This is a genomic window from Myroides sp. C1519 (genome assembly GCF_038039755.1).
GTDB classification, from domain to species: domain Bacteria; phylum Bacteroidota; class Bacteroidia; order Flavobacteriales; family Flavobacteriaceae; genus Flavobacterium; species Flavobacterium phaeum_A.
This window is the reverse complement of record NZ_JBBPHM010000002.1, coordinates 217,634-236,706: the sequence shown is the minus strand read 5'-3', so window position 1 is coordinate 236,706 and position 19,073 is coordinate 217,634. Positions and strand designations below refer to the sequence as shown.

The following is a 19,073-nucleotide window of genomic DNA, read 5'->3' as shown; positions in this document are numbered from 1 at the left end:
ATTTTAATCCCTTTTAGAATAAATATTTTAAGGTATAAACAAAAAACGTAGCGTTATAAAACGCTACGTTAAAACAAACTAATTCAATCTAACTCTAAAACCAAAGTTAATAGTTCTATCGTTGAGATTACTTTTAAATATCATTTATACATCCACTATCTATACTATGATTAACACTCAATCACAATTCAAATATAAGTTAATTTTTTTAACTAAAAAATATTTTATTAATAAAATATTAAAATTCAATTTAAATTATAATTCATATTTATTTACCAATATTTAAACTATACTCAAAATAAAAACACTAATATTAAAAATTAACCAATAAAAGCTTAAAACACACTCTGTTAAAAATCAATTACTCATTAAAACATCATTATCACAATTATTTACTGTTAATTCTAAAATCATACATCAGAATTCTATTTCATTCTTTTTTAAATTATCTTTGTCGTTATAACTATACAACAACACAATGAATTATTTTTCAACTGATTTCCGTTTGGGAATTTTAGGAGGTGGCCAACTTGGCAAAATGCTCCTTTATGATACTCGAAAATTTGACATTGCAACTAATGTCTTAGATCCAAGTATTGATGCACCCGCACAATTTGGTGCTCACAAGTTCTTTCAAGGAGATCTAATGGATTTTGAAACTGTTTACCGCTTTGGAAAAACAGTAAACACTTTAACTATTGAAATAGAAAACGTTAACCTTGATGCTTTAGAGCAACTTGAAAAAGAAGGTTTAAACGTATTTCCTTCTCCTTCTACCCTACGTTTAATTCAACACAAGGGAAAACAAAAAGACTTCTATACTCAGAACAACATCCCTACCGCACCTTATAAAAGATTTGATAACATCGAATCTCTAAAAGATGCTGTTAACAATAATGAAGCTACTATTCCTTTTGTATGGAAAGCAGCTCAATTTGGATATGATGGAAACGGAGTAAAAGTTGTACGTTCTGTGGCTGACTTAGACAAACTACCTAATGTAGAATGTATTGCAGAACAAATGATTCCTTTTAAAAATGAATTAGCTGTTATCGTAGCAAGATCAGTATCAGGAGAAATAAAAACTTACCCAGTTGTAGAAATGGAATTTCATCCAGAAGCAAATCAAGTTGAATATGTGATTTGCCCTGCCAGAATTCCTTCTGCAGTTTCTGATAAAGCACGTGAGGTTGCTTTAAAAGTATCAGAAAAATACAACCACGTTGGTTTACTTGCAGTTGAAATGTTTCAAACAGAAGATGATGACATCTTAGTTAATGAAGTTGCTCCTCGTCCACATAACTCGGGACACTATTCTATTGAAGCAAGTTATACATCACAATTTGAACAACACATCAGAGCTATCCTTGATTTACCTTTAGGGGACACAGATAGCAAAGTTGCTGGTGTTATGGTTAACTTAGTAGGTGCCGAAGGATATACAGGACAAGTATATTATGAAGGGATGAAAGAAATCTTAGCCATTAATGGGGTAACACCTCATATTTATGGTAAAAGAGAGACAAGACCCTTCAGAAAAATGGGACACGTTACTATCGTTAATCCAGATATGACTAAAGCAAGAGCAATTGCTCAACAAGTAAAAGAAACCATCAAAGTAATCAGCAAATAATTATGAAAATAGCAGTAGTAATGGGCAGTACTTCAGATATGCCTGTAATGCAAGACGCCATTAATATTATTAAAGAATTTGGAATTGACGTTGAAGTAGATATTGTTTCTGCTCATAGAACTCCAGAAAAGTTATTTGACTTTTCATCAAATGCTCATAAAAGAGGAATAAACGTAATTATTGCGGGTGCAGGTGGAGCAGCACATCTACCAGGAATGGTTGCTTCTATGTCGCCACTTCCTGTAATTGGAGTACCTGTAAAATCATCTAACTCTATTGATGGATGGGACAGTGTATTATCTATACTTCAAATGCCAGGTGGTGTTCCTGTTGCAACAGTTGCTTTAAATGGAGCAAAAAATGCAGGTTTATTAGCCTTGCAAATCTTAGGTAGCCAAAACCAAGAAGTACTAAACAAAATGATTGAGTATAAAAATGGATTAAGAGACGCTGTTTTAAAAGCTGCTGAATCTATCAAGTAAACCTTCATTTTACAGCATAATATAAACGCCGAAATAGATTCTCTATTTCGGCGTTTCTTTTTTATAAAACATAGCTTACTTCCAAAAGAAAACAGCAGTTAAAAAAATACACGCTATAGCATTTATTTTTCTTTTACACCTCCAAAAACACCTCTCAATCACCCATATACAAAGACTTATACGTATCATATACCAGACAAGTACCACATTCCTACCACACACCTTCGGTAAAAGAGCTTTTTTCCGAACTACTGTGGGACTTGAGTGGTAGATGTCCCGAACATGGTATATACAAAACACTACTAATACTACTTTAAGTATACTCTATCTCAGCTTCACCTTTACTATTAATAGTTTACAACTTTATAGTTCACTTCTATAAGAACCTATCGCACACTTGAAAACTTAAATAGAATTAATAGAGTAGTAAAAAGTAATTTCTTGTCTTTTAACTAAAAACACAAGTAACTGATTAAAAAACTATTATAAAATATTCCATTTTATTTAACAACACATTCTTCTAAAAAAACTTACTTTTATGTTTTAAAGACTACGAACATTAAAATTGAATACATATAATATGTCACTATTAAATACCCAATTCAATACAAAACACGGGACTGCTCCCTTTTCTAAAATAAAAACAGAAGATTATAAACCATCTTTTGAAAAAGCAATCAACGAAACTAAAGAGGAGATTAATGCTATTACTTCAAATACTGAAGCTCCTACTTTTGAAAATACAATAGAAGCTTTAGCGTATTCAGGTATGAGTTTAGATATTATTTCTAATATCTTTTTCAACCTAAACTCAGCGGAGACTAATGATGATATGCAAAAGATTGCACAAGAAGTTGCTCCTTTACTTTCTGCTCTTAGCAATGATATCTCTTTAAATGAAGAATTGTTTAAACGTTTGAAAACGATATATGAGCAAATCGACAACTTGAACTTAAATACAGAACAAAAAACACTATTGACTAAAAACTACAAAAGTTTTGTAAGAAATGGTGCTTTGTTACCTGAAGATAAAAAAAATAGACTGCGTGAAATTGATGCAGAATTATCTAAGACATCGCTTACTTTTGGAGAGAATGTGTTGGCAGAAACACATAAATACCAACTAAATATTATAGATAAAAAAGACCTTGCTGGTTTACCTGAAGGAGCTATTGAAGAAGCAAAAAGCTTAGCGGAACAAGAAGGTAAAGAAGGTTGGTTATTTACTTTAGACTATCCAAGCTATATTCCATTTATGACTTATGCTGATAATAGAGCATTGAGAAAAGAAATGGCTATTGCTGCTGGTAAAAAGGCTTTCCAAGATAACGAACACAACAATGAAGCTAATGTGCTTAACATTGTAAAATTACGCCATGAAAGAGCTAATTTATTAGGGTACAAAACACACGCTCACTTTGTGTTAGAAGAGCGTATGGCACAATCTCCGGATAAAGTGAATGCTTTTTTAAATGAGTTATTGGCAAAAGCTAAACCAGCAGCAGATAAAGAATTTGCAGAGCTTACTGCTTTTGCAAAAAAATTAGATAATATCGACCAATTAGAAAAATGGGATGGTTCTTACTATTCTGAAAAACTGAAACAAGAGCGCTTTAGTTTAGATGATGAGTTATTAAAACCTTATTTCCAATTAGAAAATGTATTGGATGGTGCTTTCCAAGTAGCTAATAAATTATACGGATTAACTTTTACTGAAGTTCAAGATATAGACAAATACCACCAAGATGTAAGAACATTTGAAGTATCAAATGACAAAGGAGAGTTTGTTGCTGTGTTCTACTCTGACTTCTTCCCACGTAAAGGAAAGAGAAACGGAGCTTGGATGACGTCTTTCAAAAATCAATACGTTTTAAATGGCGTGAATGAAAGACCTCATATTTCTATTGTATGTAATTTTACTAAACCTACGGCTACAAAACCATCATTATTAACTTTTAATGAGGTTACTACTTTATTCCACGAGTTTGGACACGCTTTACACGGAATGTTAGCTAATACAACTTATCCAGGTTTATCGGGAACTAATGTATTCTGGGATTTTGTAGAATTACCAAGTCAGATTATGGAAAACTGGTGTTTTGAAAAAGAGGCTTTAGCATTATTTGCAAAACACTACCAAACAGGAGAACCGATTCCAATGAAATTAGTTGAAAAAATCAAAGAAAGTGCAAGCTTCTTAGAGGGAATGGCAACGGTACGTCAATTGAGCTTTGGATTATTAGATATGGGATGGCACGGTCAAGATCCTACTAAAATCACAAGCTTAAAAGACTTTGAAGTAGCACAATTTGAAGCTACTGCTCAATATCCTGACGTAAGAGAAAATGCTATGAGTACTTCTTTCTCTCATATTTTCCAAGGGGGATATTCTTCTGGATACTATAGCTACAAATGGGCAGAGGTTTTAGATGCTGATGCTTTTGCTTTCTTTAAAGATAACGGAATCTTCAATAAAGAAATTGCAACAAAATTTAAAGACAATGTATTGTCTCAAGGAGGTACAGATCACCCAATGACATTATACAAACAATTTAGAGGACAAGAACCTACTCCAGATGCTTTACTTAAAAGAGCTGGTTTGATTAAATAAAACAAAAAGCCCATTGTCAAAAAACAATGGGCTTTCTTATTATTATGCTTGTTCTATAAAAACGGCTTATAGAAAACACTCTTCGTTATACGTATAATCATCAAGCGTAATCGGCATTTGATTTACTTCTTTAAGATTTTGTTGCGCTTCATTATACTTATCTACTTCCGAAGCAGCCTTTGGATCTTTTATCGTTCCTAATAAATTTTGAATACGATCTAATTCTTGTTTTTGTTCTGCTTTTAAATACCTTTCAGCAGTATCACAAACTTGCTTAAATGTTTTACCTCCGACAATCTTTAAAAAAGCAGCATCTGTTTTATCGTTATCTATACCTTCATCTTCCGTATAAAATATATTCATATTTCCGATAATCTGAATTGCTTTTTGTAGACGCAGTTGGTCTTTCTCTACTAAAGAAGTCATCATCGCGTCTTCTGAATCCATATACGTATCCATCGTTTCACCAGACAATTTCAATTCTTTGGTTTCTACAGTTTCTTGTATACTCTCTACAGTGGCCTCTTCTGTTACTGGAACCTCAACTTTCTTATCTTGACAACTCGCAACACATAGCGCAAAGGTCAATAATCCTAATCCTACTTTTTTCATACTTTAAAAAAAACAAATGTATAAGAAAAAAGAAAAGGAGAGATAAAAAACTTATCTCTCCTTTAACCAAACCAAATCTCTATAAAGACACAACTATCTTTTGTTTATACTATTTATTCTAAGTCACCAAACTTACCTGCATTGAAGTCATTTACAGCCTCAATTAACTCATCTCTTGTATTCATTACAAAAGGTCCGTAGTGTGCAATTGGTTCGTTTAGCGGTTCTCCTGACAACACTAACACTACTGCATCTTCTAAAACCTCAACAGTAAATGCTTCTCCATCTTTTGCCATATGTGCAACGTGGTCTGTTTTTACAATTGTAGTACCATTAACTTTAATTTCTCCTTCTAAAACTAACAACATTGTAGTGAAATGAGAAGGAAAAGTAAAGGTGGTTTTAGCACCTTTTTTAGCTTTTAAATTAAACATATGCATTGGTGTAAACGTAGAAGCTGTTCCTTTTGTTCCTTCAAATTCACCAGCAATTACCTCAACCAATCCCATATCATTTGGCAATTGATGTTTTGCCATTTTATCATTTTCAATCGCTTGGTATTTAGCAGGTCCTTTTTTGTCTTCTCCTTTCAAGTTTACCCATAGCTGTACCATTTGAAACTCTCCTCCTGTTTTACTCCACTCTGTTTCGTGAAACTCTTTGTGTAAAACACCTGATGCAGCAGTCATCCATTGTACATCTCCTTGACCAATGATACCACCTCCACCACTGCTATCTCCGTGTTCAACACGCCCTTTATAAGCAATTGTAACCGTTTCAAATCCTTTGTGTGGATGAACACCAACACCTTTTGGAATTTGAGAAGGTGGAAACACGAATTTTGAGTTATAATCAAACATAATGAACGGATCCATTTGTTGCATACTCATATTTGGCATACCTGGAATAAAGTTATGTACTCTAAAACCATCTCCTACAAAGTGTGCAGGTTGTGGTGCTACTACTTGTTTAATATTTCTTGTTTTCATATCTCTTTGTTTTTTGTACTACAAAGTTACAACCACACCTTCCCTTTTACACTTAACCTACAACAAGAAAAGGCGAACACATTGGTTCGCCTTTCTTTATTTGGTATTCACTTATACCTATTACTTAATCTCTACTTTTATTCCTTCACTATGTGCACTCATTTCAGGAGCGTACATATTTTGTAATGTAGTAATACCATTAGAGAAGAAACCTGCTGTATTTGCTCTTAAATCATATTCAAAAACATAGCTTCCTTTGTTTAATCGAGAGATAAAGAAATTTGTTGATGCATCACGTGTTTCCTCGTAATAACCAAACTCTCCTCTCCATCTATAACCAGAGAAAACATTTGTTGGTTCAAAACCACTTGCTCTCATATCCTTAATGTGAACAAAGTCCATATCTCTATCTACAACGATTTCTAAACGTACTGCTACTTTATCACCAACCTTAATTGGAGTATCTGTTGTAATCTGTCTCAAGACTTCTCCTTTGTCTGTATTCACACGCAAGAACAATTGTTTATTGAACTTAACTCCTGTATGTGCTGCTGTGATTTTATCTAAATCCTCAAAATACTGCCAGTACATTGCTCCCCAAGCTACACCAGGAGAAGTTTTTTCTACCTCAACAGTTGCCATTTGAGAAGTTATTTCTCCTTTAGACCAAGACTGTTTTACGTAACCACTTCCCATTTGACTATCTTTTGTTAAGTCAATTGGCGTACCACCAACTTTTACTGCAATTCCCTTATCAGAATCTGCCCAAGACTTGCCAATATTCAATAAAGCATAAATAGCACGAGTAGTAGCCTTTGTAGAGTTCCAAGCTGTTGTTTGTTTGTTTTTCAACAACCACACTTTCATTTCTTCTAACGCTTTGTCTTCTTTAGAAACAACCTCACTGTAAGCCTCCATAATCATCACTTGTGTTTCTACAGGCGAGTCATACCAGAACCATCCAGGTTTATTCTCTTTCCAATACATTCCCATCTCGTCCGAATCTACTGACAACTCCATTATGCTCTTAATTGCTGTACTTGCCAACTGGTTTTTACCATATCGTTTAGCTACTACCGCACGCATTGCTTTGCTGTATAAACCTACATTAAGTTTACTATCCTCTAAATTCTTTAAATAGAAATTAAGCATTACACCGTGTTCCTCTTTCATTTTAAAGTCATCTTTAAAGAAACTTCTCACATACAAATAATGAAGATTAATTGGGTTGTAGCCCATCTCTGCCTTTTTCAGTAATTCATTATACACTACAAACTGCTCTTGGTCTACAAATCGAATTGCTCTATCTAACATTCCCTTGTAAGCAACTCCCATATCTTCACTTAACATTCCCATCTTTTTCAAGTTCCCAAAACCTTCTACGATAGATTGTGTAATGTATAAATTAGAGTTACTACCACTAAACCAAGGGAAACCTCCATCTGCATTTTGCATTTCAAGCAATTTATCAAAAGACTCTGTGCGCTCTTGTTGCATTTTATTCAAGTCAAACAATAAAGCAATACGCTTCATTTGTTCTTCTTCACTTTCTGCTTGCATTAACCAAGGAGTTTCTTCAATCAAGATATTTCTCAACTCTTTATTTTTCTCTAAACGAGATACCAACTCTCCTTTAGAATTCCAATTGTCAAATACACTTTTAATACGAGGATTGCTATTCATAATAGAAGTAGAAACTACATTCCCGTAAAACTTATTGAACATTCCATTGGCATTTGACGAATGATAATCTCTCAACGATGGAAGCGCAAATACTGCATTCCACAATGGGTTTGTAGTCATTTCAAATGTCAACAAGAAATTGTCTTGTGTTGATGAATTACCTTCTTTCAACTTATCTAACGTGAAGAACTTGTTTTGTCCTTCTTTCACATAGATAGGCATTGTTTCTGTTACCATCATACGATTTGAAAGAATAGGCAATGCCGACTCCTCTCCATCGCTAAAGTCACCTGCTTTTGCAACCACGCGATAAACCACAGCTTGAATACCATTAGGCACTTTTATAGTCCACGTACTTACTGTTGATTCTCCTTTGCCTACAGCGATTGCTTTTACCTTGTCATCATTAGCAAATGAAGCGTCAATTGGTTCCATTGTAAATGCGTCAAACAGCAATAAAGCAACTGTTCCATTCACTTCTTTATCAGAAAGATTTGTTGTCTTATTAGAAATGACAACCTCATCTCCTTGACGTAAGAATCTTGGCATATTAGGAACAACCATCAAGTCTTTTTGTGTGCGTACTTTTTTCTCTATATAACCTGTACGCAAATCTTTACTGTGAGCCAAAGCCATAAACTTCCATTGCGTTAACGCTTCTGGCATTGTAAACTCTAACTTGATATTGCCATCTTTATCCGTTTTTAACTGTGGATAGAAAAAGGCAGTCTCATTCAGATTAGTTCTTGTTTCCACATTCCCTAATTCTGCCAAAGCACCTTCTTTCGTTGTAATCAATACTGCACCTTTAGCACCTCTAACTCCATATAAAGCCGTAGCCTCTTCTGGAGACAATACTTTCATTTCAACTATATTTTTTCTATCTACTTCCACACCTTCTTCTGCAACTACTCCATCTATAATTTGAAGAGGCGAATTATTGGCATCTCCACTTCCAAACGATATTTCACTTTTTCCACGTACTTTTTGTGTACTTGGTGCAGCCATTACAGCACTTTCTTCCATTACATAATTTGCATCAGCACTCATAGCCATCGTTCTGTACATCATACGTTGTGTATCTGCAAATCCAATATTGAAAGTCTCTAACGTAATTGGCATACCAAAATACACCGACTCATAACTAAAGTAGTTTCCTACAGCGTTACTTGTGTATGTAATATTATTGAACGCATTATTGAAGTTGAATCTATCGTTATTAGTATAGTATTTCTTTCTCTTGTAAAAAGAAGAAGAAAATGAATTAGAAGCAAACTCATCTAAAGAAGCATCATACATTCCTGCTAATACTTCCGACAACACTTTGTCTTTGTCCAATCCTGAAATAGTCAATGTCCACGTTTCTTTCTGACCTGGTGTCAACTTATCTCTGAATGAGCCAACCTCGATATTTAGTTTACCTATTTCGTTGTTAACACTAATCAACCTTCTATCATTTTGGTAGAAGTTGTGTTTCACTGCTGAGAAATACACTGAAATAGTATTTTCATCTTTAACAGGTACTTCAAACTTCACAGCCTTCTTACCTACTTTCAATGTTTTTTGAGTAACAACACTTTCTTTAGAAATCACAGAAACAACAACAATTGTATTCTCTTCTCCCGACTGTAAAGAGTACGTTACCTTATCACCTACTTTGTAAGCGCCATCTCCTCCTTGTACATCAAGCAAGTCATACACTTGACGATTTTTCTCATTTGTATTTACAACATTGACTTGTTTATCTACTGTTATCTTTTCTCCATCCTTGTCAATTACAAACCCTTTTACAATGTAAGTACCACTTGCTAACTTAGAAGCATCTTTCCAATTAAGCTCTTTTGCTTGTGCAGTATCAAAACTCGCTTTAAAAACTTGAGCTCCTTCTTTCCAAGTAGCTTGATCTAACTCTTGTCCATAAGGTAAATAAGGGAACAACTTAACAAACTCATCGTATGTATATGCCTCCTCTTTATTTCCAGATCTCAAACCTGTATTTAGCATACGCTTTGGATATGGTGCTTTCAACTCATAGATTACAACCTCTCCTTTAGCAGGATAATCAACACCATTCAGATTTGTTGTATTTAATTTGATTGTTTCTAAGTCGGTTACTGTTACATTAGCCCCTACTTTTAAGTCAAGCAATACACCTCTATCTCCTACTGTAACAGAAGACGACTCTGTATGTGTTTCTCCATTGACATCCGTTACCTCAACATTTACCACATAGCGATACGTACGAGGATTATCTTTATCCTTTTTCTCATTAGCAGGAATAGCAGTAAAGTCTATAACAAACTTACCATCCTTATCTGTGATTGTTTCTCCTTGTGTAATCTGCTCTGGTTTTTCATAACGCATAAACATACGTCTATACCAAGGTAAGTAAGGCCATAAAGTAGCACGTGTTACTTTATACGTAACTTTAGCCTTATCGATATTAGCACCTGAAAAAGCAACAGCACTTCCCTTAACAGATACTTTTTCATTTAACTGAAAACTTTCTGTTACCTTATCCATTGTTACCTCAAACTTTGGACGTTTGTACTCTTCTACTTTAAACATCTTAGAGCCACCTATTCCTTTTACTCTGATATAGAAGTTTCCTAACTTACCAGAAGCAGGCAAAGCAAATGACCCTTGTAATGATCCGAACTCATTTGAAATAGCGTCAATACTATTGATTACTTCATTGTTTGTATTAACCAATTCAAGAGTATATTTCACATTTGTAGACACTTTCTCAGTAAGTCCTTTTATTTCTGTTAATATGGCTTTAAAATAAACTGTTTGCCCAGGTCTATATATACCACGGTCAGTAAATAATTTACTTGAAATACTCTCTACATCATCGCTGTATTTATCTTTTCTTGGGTTATAATAATAATTTCTATAAAACACGTCTTCCCCATCAATCGAATAAATACGTTGAGAAGATTGCATATCAAGAGTAAGTGTATGTTCTCCTTTTGAATCCGTAGTAATTACTGTTTCCCAATAATTCTTATCTCTCTTATTAGAAATACTATTTGATACACGAATACGCTTATTCACTAAGGGTTCTCCTGTAGCACGGTTATACGCACGAAGTTTGTTTTCTCCTAAAATAATTGCATTAGAAGAAACACTAAGCTCTGTATAACTTACTACATCTTTTTCTTTCTCTAATCTATCAAAAGGAGCTGTACTTACCATAATAGCATAACGTCCCATTGTTAATGGTTTCAATGCAATACGTGTACTATGAACTTTGTTATCATCATACTTCTTAACATCAATAGTATAACTATCTACTACTTTGTCTTTCGTAGAAATATACTGATACCCCTCTTTTTCGTGTACATCATATTTAAACTCATAATCTGCAACAGGTTCAGTTATCTTAACTACTTGTACAAATACTTTATCAGTGTTCTTATAACTGATGTTTAATGGAGCAATCTCATTAACATCGAGCATTTGAATTGTAGATATACTCAAGTCAGGATTAGTTACAAGCTTTTGATAATCTGTAAACATTTTTAATTGCCCCTTATCTGCTGACAAAGAAAACAATCTTAATGCCTTTTGAGCATAAGCAATAACCTCTGTTCCTTCTACTTTTAACTCCGAATTTTCATTCGTCTGTTCAAACTGTCTGTACAAAAATTGTAAGTATGCTTTTGATAGATCCAGATTCAACGGATAATCTTTTAGCAATTGTTTGTACTTATCGTTTTTAGTAGTTGCTGTCCAATCATATCTAAAATCTAATTCAAACAAGGCAGTGTACACTACTAAATCTACATTCTTGCGATTAGCCACTTCTTTTTTAACCTCATCGATTAACTTATAAGCCTTGTCTCTATTCAAGTCTTGCTCTGCTTGAGGAACGAAGCTATAAAGTCCATTCAACAAAACAGAAGCGTAATCTAAACGCACTGCCTCATACAAGGTATAATTAGAAAAGTCTACTTTGCTGTCTTTGTCATAAACAAACATATCCTTCCAATCCTTTACTAATACAGTTGGATTCTTTTTCAAAAGCGTCAAAGCACTTGAATAGAACTTATCAACACGTTGTTCTAATTGACTTAACGTCATAAAACGAACATCAGTAGCACTATCTGTTTCTTGCTCTGTTCTATTTCTAAACTTATATGAGTTTTCACTTTTGTAAATCGTATATAACTGCCCTTGATAAGCATCAAGCATCGCAGCATAAACCCCAGTAGCAGTTTTGCGTTCTTTTTCAAATACCTGAAAAACTTCGTTTACATTAAACTCACTATCATCTTTAGTTGCTATATCAATCTTAGCTTGATAAAAAAGAGCTTTCAATACACTTGGGTAGTCTTTTTCTTTACGCGATAAGTCAAGTACTTCCTTAACCTCTGGCGCAAGGCTTTTTACTTCGTAGCCTTGTTCTTTTTTAGCAATACTCTCCCACAATGCCTTAATTTTAGGATTTGGTGATTGTCCAAACCCTACTATTGGAGCGAGTATCATTAAAAATATATTCATTTTTTTCATAATCCGTTCAAATTACTTTTAGATAAAAATAAGTCTTTATCTCTACAATACTATATTCTATAAACAAAAAAAGAGGCGCTATAGTATAGCACCTCTTGAATTTTAGTATTTTTTTAATTTACAGTACGCTTTGGACCTTTTGCTTCAGGCCATTCTTGACGTTGCCCTTTATCATTCATTGGCAAGACAATCTTATCTCTATTTACCAATTCTTCTTCCTCACTTGCTTTATAAGCTAAGATCGCAATAAGAATAGCATTGCTCTGTACATCGTCATAAACTATCTTATCTGCCGTATCTCTTGTTGTATGCCAAGTATATCCTCCATACCCCCAACTAAGAGAACTCAACATAAATCCAGGAATATCTTTACTTACGAAAGATACGTGATCAGAACCTCCTCCTGAAGGAGAACCTGGAAAGTGTGTTTTAATTTCATTCTTATACTTAGCTGGTACTGCGTGTAACCAATCTGTCAAATACTGGTATGAGTTTAAAAAACCTTGTCCTGAAATATTAGCAACACGACCTGTTCCGTTATCTTGATTAAATACAACCTGTATTTTATTGTGCAATTCTGGATGATCAGCAACAAAAGCACGCGAACCATTTAACCCTTGTTCTTCACTTCCCCAATTACCGATTAAAATAGTACGCTTAGGATTAGGCAATATTTTCTTCAAAATACGTGTAGCCTCCATCATTGTGATAATACCCGTTCCGTTATCAGTAGCTCCTGTTCCTCCATCCCAACTATCTAAGTGTGCCGATAAAATAACGTACTCATCAGCTTTCTCACCACCTTTTAACTCAGCAATAGTATTGTATGTTTTTGCAGTACCCAAATCTTTAGATTGGGCATTCACATTAATCTTTGGTGCTTTGCCATTCTCTGCTAAACGGAACAATAATCCGTAATCTTCCACTGACAAGTCAATCGTAGGCACTTTCATTGTTTCTGCTCCAAAAATTCTATTTGCCCCCATTATACCTGTCCAATATGACATAACAATACCAGCAGCTCCAGCTTCTTCTAAAACTTTAGGTAATTCCTTAGCTGAATATCCTGTATTAGCAATTCGCTGGTTCCATTCTTCAGCATCCGTTCTACGTTGTTCCTTCATCTTATCATAAGACTCAGCTGTTGCATACTCTTTCCATTGGTAATCTGGTCTTCCAGAAAACTGATGTTGAGAAATCATTACAAACTTACCTTTCACTTTTGGTAACCAAGCGTCAAACTCTGCTTTATTCTTAGCATCTACTAAAACAACTACCTCTCCTTCCACACCATTCTTCTTGGTAGCCGGACTCCAAGCTAATTGTGTTCCCTCTAATGACTTTATACGTGGTGATGTCATTGTAATTTGAGTAGTACCTCTCTCCCAAGCTTTCCAAGTTCCATACGCTTCATTACGAGCTTCAAGTCCCATTGCTTGGTATTGGTTAACAACCCAATTATGTGCATCCATCATTTGCGGTGTTCCTACTAAACGAGGCCCAATTACATCCATCAATTCAAAAGCATAGTTCTTTAATTGTGAATTTTCTGTTCCCTCTTTCACGATAGCATCTACTATCGGATCAGCTTTCTGTGCAGATGCCATAACACTTGTCATAAGTGCAATACCAAGAACACTATGTTTTACCACAGTATTCAAGTTTAAATTAATTCTCATAGTTGATTGATCTATTAGTTTGAATGGCCAAAATACATATTTAAGCTAAGGTGTACAACCCTTTTTATTTCTGTATTATCAATTAAACACAGTGAAAATTATCACCTCAACAATTCTTACAGTCTTCTTTTATCAATTTAATGACAAACATAGAATTATAAAAAGTACATTATTCAATCTGAATATAATTCAGAAACTCTTTGCTTTTTTATTTTTCAAAACTCTTATTCATTAGTAACGTGAATACCTATAATCTATATTATTTAAGAGATTCTCAAATATTTACATCATCGTTTCTACCGCTATTAGATGCCGTATCTTTGCCCCAAATTTTTAATAAGTAACTTTTAAAACAATGAAAAACCTGAAAGGAATTTTTTTCGCATTAATTTCTTCTGGTACATTTGGTTTGGTGCCTTTGTTCTCCTTACCGTTAATTGTACCTGAATTGCGACCAGAAGGGGTGGCAGCTATCGGCATACCGACCATCCTATTTTACAGATTTTTATTTTCTTCTGCTACAATGGGAGCCGTATGTGTGTATAAGAAAACAAGTTTAAAAATATCTATTAAAGATTTAGCAGTCGTCTTTTTCTTGGCGTTATTGTATGCCGCAACAGCCAAGTTTATTGTTGACTCTTATGAATACATCGCAAGTGGTTTAGCAACAACAGTTCACTTTTTATATCCCATTTTTGTGAGTATAGTGATGATTCTTTTCTACAAAGAAAAGAAATCAATAGTCTTATTAATCGCTTCTTTACTTTCTCTATTAGGAGTTGGAATGATGTGTTGGCACGGAGAACCATCTCCGGCTTTGTTTAAAGGACTTATCTTAGCTGCGATAACAATCTTTACATACGGACTATATATCGTCGGTTTAAACAAGTCGAGAATTGCAGATATGAATTTTGACTCTCTTACGTTCTATGTTTTGTTAATGGGCTGTTTAATCTTCTTATTCTATTGTTTGGTAACAACAGGTATAGAACCAATCACTTTAAAAAACGATTGGATGAACTTAATTTTATTAGGTTTCTTTGCAACGTTTATATCTGATTTATGCTTAGTATTAGCAGTAAAACACGCGGGATCAACAATTACTTCTATTTTAGGTTCAATGGAACCTGTAGTAGCTGTTTTAGTAGGTACATTGTTCTTTGCTGAACACTTTGATTTTATCTCAGGTATTGGACTAATGTTTGTTTTACTATCTGTAACACTTGTTATTCTATTTAATAAAAAGCCTACTTAAGGCACCTTTATATAACAACAAAAACTCCGCTTCAGTATCAAACCGAAGCGGAGTTTTTTTATAGGGTAATTAAATATTTACTTCATTTCAAGTTGTCCTTTCCCTTTACTTAAAGTAAGTACCAGCCATATTAAAGCACCTTCAAACAATAGTGAAATACCTAAATAAACATAAAAATCTACTGCCTTTAAGTAAGTATTATAATCAAAAACAGATACTCCTTTTCCCTCAAAATAAAATTGATAAAAGCTATATAAAACAAGGAAAACTAATAATGATATAAGCAGTATTAAGTAAAAAATCTTTTTCATATGTTAATCTTCTGAGAATTAAAAATACGAAAAAAAACTCTTTTGAATTACTTCATTGAAGATGAAATATACTTCTTTTGGATAAAATAAAAAGCAATACCACCTACGATATAACAGAGAACATCAATGAAATCACCAGTATATCTGGGATTATGCTGAGGTAAATACCATTCAAAATACACTGAAAAATAAAAGACAATAGTCATAATCATCAAAGGAGATAATAGAAAGGTATCTCCTTTCCACTGTTTTAAAATGGCTAAAGTAAGCCACGCAGTAAGAGGTACTGCTAATAAATCGTTGAGATAATTATTGACAAAAGAAGGTAGTACTATCCCCAATCGTTGCAGTACATATATTATAACTCCAAGAAGCAACATACCGATAAACAACCTATGTTTTAATATTCTCACGCTACTACCACTCCAATAAACCAAGCAATAAACATCACTATTGCCATAAATACTATCCAAACACCATAGATGAGTTTAAACACTAATCTTACCAATAACCAACGATGATTAGTCATTGCACTAAAAAAGCGATCCACTTTACTTGGTCCCTTTAATATTTCGATGCGTTCTTTCTCTTTGATGTAGTCTTGTCTTTCTTGCTCACGACGCTTTACTAAATCAAGTATAGCACCACAATGTTCACATTCTTCAGCATTAGCATTGAACTCTCCACAGTTATAACATCGAATATGAACTTGACCTTTTGACATCTTTTATTTAAATCTGTTCAAAACTACATTTTTACATTAAAATAAAAAAGTCTTTGTACATAACTATACAAAGACTTTTTCGATAAAATATATAAAGCTAATTACATCTACTATTTTGTATGAGCATTATGTGCTCCGTGCATTCCTCTTCTGTGTTCCATTACTTCTAAGTTCTCATCAACGAAATACGCACTACCAAATCCGTTTACATAAGATCCTTTTACTGGTTTGAAGTTGAACATAATAAAGTCTTCTAAGTCACCTAATACCTCAACAACTTTACCGTGTCTTTCTTTTAAGTCTACCATTGCCTTTTCATATAATGGATTCTCTTTTTCCACTAATTCTGCAACTGTATCTAAAGTTAGACGATGTCTTGCATATAATTGTTTAGAAGCACTCTCATCTTCTACAAACATAAAAGATACTTGCTTTCTATCTCTCAAGTTCTTTGTGTGTTTAGCCATAAAAGAAACTAAGATTTGAAAGTCATTTCCAACTCTTGAATAAGGTGCAGTACTTACCAAAGGAGTTCCATCTTCATTGATTGTAGCCATCATAATTGACTTGCATTCATTAATTAACTCTTCTACTTTTGGAGCTTTTGGTTTCACTTTACTTTGGTCGAAATTTGGGTTTGTTGTATTTGTGCTCATGATTATGCTATTTAATTATAATGCGAATATAATAAATTATTTAAACTAAATAAAAATAACTATATCTGTATTTATCCTATTTTTTAAAATTTAACTAAGTGTTAATTAGCACAAAAGCTTTTTAAAACAACAAAAGCGAAGAAATAATCCCTCGCTTTTGTTATATGTAAAAACATCTTCAAAACCTTTTAAATATCGTACTGATAAATATAATCATCCATTACATACCCATTGCCAATATCAAATGTTTCTGACTTGATACATTTCAACCCATTTCGCTCATAGAAGCTAATTGCTTTGGTGTTTTGCTTATTCACTGTTAAGTATACAGCAGTAGCCTTTTGTGCTTTGGCATAGTCAATAACACGCGCCAACATCACCTTACCTACTCCCTTTTGTTGTTGGTCTGTATCTACATATATCTTAGAAAGAAATACGCGATTGTCTTCCATCAGTTTGTAGTCCAAATATCCTAATAGTTGGTTGTTCTCAACATACAATTCCCATACATAGCCTTGTTCTATTTCTCCAAATATTCTCTCGTTGCTATACATCATTGGCAACATATAAGCTATCTGCTCTTCTGTAATAATTGTACCATAAGTCTTTGGCCAAATCTTATCTGCTAACGGGCGAATTAATTGAACATTATTTTTATCAACTAAATGGAAACCGTTGGTTGTACTAATAATAGTACCATCTGCTGCTATATTAATTTGCATAACTATGTAATTGTTATATTAACTCTGAATAACAAGAATACGATTTGTTTATCAAGTATGAAATACTTTTTTAATCAATCACTCTCCTCCAAACTAAACAATTCCTCAACTGTAGTCTTGAGAAACTTACTCAGTTTTAAGGCTAATACAGTAGAAGGAACATACCGATTCGCTTCTATAGAATTAACTGTCTGTCGAGAAACAGTTAACAAATCAGCTAATTCCTGCTGGGTTAATCCGCAACGAGTACGTTCTATTTTTACGTTATTCTTCATTGTTACTTTTTTTCAATTTTCGCAATTGCAGTTCAAACATTAAAGTTATAAAAACCATCATTGTAAATACTCCCATTCCTGCTGATATCCGCCCAATCTCTTCTTCGTCTGCAACAAGGCTAAAAATATTATTTATTAACACATATATTATCAAAAAAACAATAGCACCTGTCATCGTGTTTAATCTCAACTGCACAAACATTTCGTCATCCTCTTTTCTTTTTGTCCAAAACAATATCAACAAAGCTAAACTGATAATTGTAAGCATAATTTCTTTGCTGTAATCTCCATATTGTTTTAGAAAATCTCTAAACACAAAAGCTATAATAATGTCTAATAATATTATAGCAATTACTACCCATTTAAAGTAGTTTGGAAATAAAGGTAAGTTTCTCATAAGTTTTAAATTTTATAGTCACAAATGTAAAATAAACTTTACAATTAGACAAACAAACTTTACATCAAAAACAATACATTAATGATGTCACACACAAAACATACTTACTATCTCTAACCCTACGATTACTTGATAATCCTCCCACAATTGTCCGACTATTCTCCGACAAAAATAATTCTATCCCAGTATTTTCGGGCTATACTGGGATTATACACGAACAAATGTCGGACAATTGTCGGATAATTGTTGAACAAGCTACTTATATTCCATCTATATATTGGTTATACTAACATTCCGAATCTACCTCTACAAGTGGTTAAAAGCAGTATATCACAAAAATAAAGTTTTAAATTCCTAACTAAAAATATCCCATTTCCCTTTATAATAGATCGAAAACAACTAAAAAAGTAAACAGCTACATCATATTAGTTTCAAAAAAAGACTAAAATAGTTCCTATTACCCTCAATTTAAACTAAGGTTAAGACAATAAACTATTTAACCAAAAAAATAAGGGCTGTACTCTCATTT

At 33.5% G+C, this 19,073-nt stretch carries 15 protein-coding genes; 4 read left to right on the top strand and 11 right to left on the bottom strand.

Annotation, left to right across the window (positions count from 1 at the left end):
* The first annotated feature begins 478 nt into the window (after positions 1 to 478).
* From AABL81_RS02415 to AABL81_RS02405, 3 genes are all read left to right on the top strand, one after another.
* On the top strand, positions 479 to 1,633 hold the full coding sequence (locus AABL81_RS02415) for a 5-(carboxyamino)imidazole ribonucleotide synthase (protein WP_158209403.1): 1,155 nt from the start codon (positions 479 to 481) through the stop codon (positions 1,631 to 1,633).
* A 2-nt stretch (positions 1,634 to 1,635) separates the two neighbouring features.
* Entirely contained in the window at positions 1,636 to 2,115 is a 480-nt protein-coding gene (gene purE / locus AABL81_RS02410) for a 5-(carboxyamino)imidazole ribonucleotide mutase (RefSeq protein ID WP_090405342.1), read from the top strand.
* Between the two features lie 580 nt (positions 2,116 to 2,695).
* Complete coding sequence (locus AABL81_RS02405) at positions 2,696 to 4,726, top strand: M3 family metallopeptidase (protein WP_341340287.1); 2,031 nt, start codon at positions 2,696 to 2,698, stop codon at positions 4,724 to 4,726.
* Between the two features lie 66 nt (positions 4,727 to 4,792).
* Here the strand turns inward: AABL81_RS02405 and AABL81_RS02400 are convergent, their stop codons facing one another.
* The 4 genes from AABL81_RS02400 to AABL81_RS02385 form a co-directional block, all read right to left on the bottom strand.
* The gene (locus AABL81_RS02400; protein WP_341340286.1) at positions 4,793 to 5,338 is read right to left on the bottom strand and encodes a hypothetical protein; all 546 of its coding nucleotides are present in this window, start codon (positions 5,336 to 5,338) and stop codon (positions 4,793 to 4,795) included.
* A 113-nt stretch (positions 5,339 to 5,451) separates the two neighbouring features.
* A complete protein-coding gene (locus AABL81_RS02395; RefSeq protein ID WP_341340285.1) occupies positions 5,452 to 6,327 on the bottom strand; it encodes a pirin family protein in 876 nt (291 codons plus the stop codon).
* Positions 6,328 to 6,447: 120 nt separating this feature from the next.
* A complete protein-coding gene (locus AABL81_RS02390; RefSeq protein ID WP_341340284.1) occupies positions 6,448 to 12,516 on the bottom strand; it encodes an alpha-2-macroglobulin family protein in 6,069 nt (2,022 codons plus the stop codon).
* Between the two features lie 122 nt (positions 12,517 to 12,638).
* Entirely contained in the window at positions 12,639 to 14,204 is a 1,566-nt protein-coding gene (locus AABL81_RS02385) for a M20/M25/M40 family metallo-hydrolase (protein ID WP_341340283.1), read from the bottom strand.
* Positions 14,205 to 14,559: 355 nt separating this feature from the next.
* On the opposite strand from AABL81_RS02385, the gene AABL81_RS02380 reads away from it, so the two are divergent.
* Complete coding sequence (locus tag AABL81_RS02380) at positions 14,560 to 15,459, top strand: DMT family transporter (RefSeq protein WP_341340282.1); 900 nt, start codon at positions 14,560 to 14,562, stop codon at positions 15,457 to 15,459.
* Positions 15,460 to 15,536: 77 nt separating this feature from the next.
* On the opposite strand, the gene AABL81_RS02375 is transcribed toward AABL81_RS02380, so the two are convergent.
* The 7 genes from AABL81_RS02375 to AABL81_RS02345 all read right to left on the bottom strand — a co-directional run bounded on the left by AABL81_RS02375 (position 15,537) and on the right by AABL81_RS02345 (position 18,544).
* The gene (locus AABL81_RS02375) at positions 15,537 to 15,770 is read right to left on the bottom strand and encodes a hypothetical protein (protein WP_341340281.1); all 234 of its coding nucleotides are present in this window, start codon (positions 15,768 to 15,770) and stop codon (positions 15,537 to 15,539) included.
* A gap of 47 nt (positions 15,771 to 15,817) precedes the next feature.
* Positions 15,818 to 16,111: a hypothetical protein gene (locus tag AABL81_RS02370; protein ID WP_341340280.1), complete on the bottom strand. Its 294-nt coding sequence runs from the start codon at positions 16,109 to 16,111 to the stop codon at positions 15,818 to 15,820.
* A gap of 68 nt (positions 16,112 to 16,179) precedes the next feature.
* Complete coding sequence (locus AABL81_RS02365; protein WP_090405313.1) at positions 16,180 to 16,494, bottom strand: hypothetical protein; 315 nt, start codon at positions 16,492 to 16,494, stop codon at positions 16,180 to 16,182.
* A 110-nt stretch (positions 16,495 to 16,604) separates the two neighbouring features.
* Positions 16,605 to 17,150 carry a HugZ family pyridoxamine 5'-phosphate oxidase gene (locus tag AABL81_RS02360; RefSeq protein WP_341340279.1) on the bottom strand — a complete coding sequence of 182 codons (546 nt, stop codon included), beginning with the start codon at positions 17,148 to 17,150 and terminating at the stop codon, positions 16,605 to 16,607.
* Positions 17,151 to 17,338: 188 nt separating this feature from the next.
* Positions 17,339 to 17,872 (bottom strand): GNAT family N-acetyltransferase, encoded by a 534-nt coding sequence (locus AABL81_RS02355; protein WP_341340278.1) that lies wholly within the window; start codon positions 17,870 to 17,872, stop codon positions 17,339 to 17,341.
* 74 nt (positions 17,873 to 17,946) lie between these two features.
* A complete protein-coding gene (locus tag AABL81_RS02350) occupies positions 17,947 to 18,147 on the bottom strand; it encodes a helix-turn-helix transcriptional regulator (RefSeq protein ID WP_158209413.1) in 201 nt (66 codons plus the stop codon).
* The gene (locus tag AABL81_RS02345) at positions 18,137 to 18,544 is read right to left on the bottom strand and encodes a hypothetical protein (RefSeq protein WP_341340277.1); all 408 of its coding nucleotides are present in this window, start codon (positions 18,542 to 18,544) and stop codon (positions 18,137 to 18,139) included. The genes AABL81_RS02350 and AABL81_RS02345 overlap by 11 nt, the downstream gene beginning before the upstream one ends.
* Positions 18,545 to 19,073: the final 529 nt, after the last annotated feature.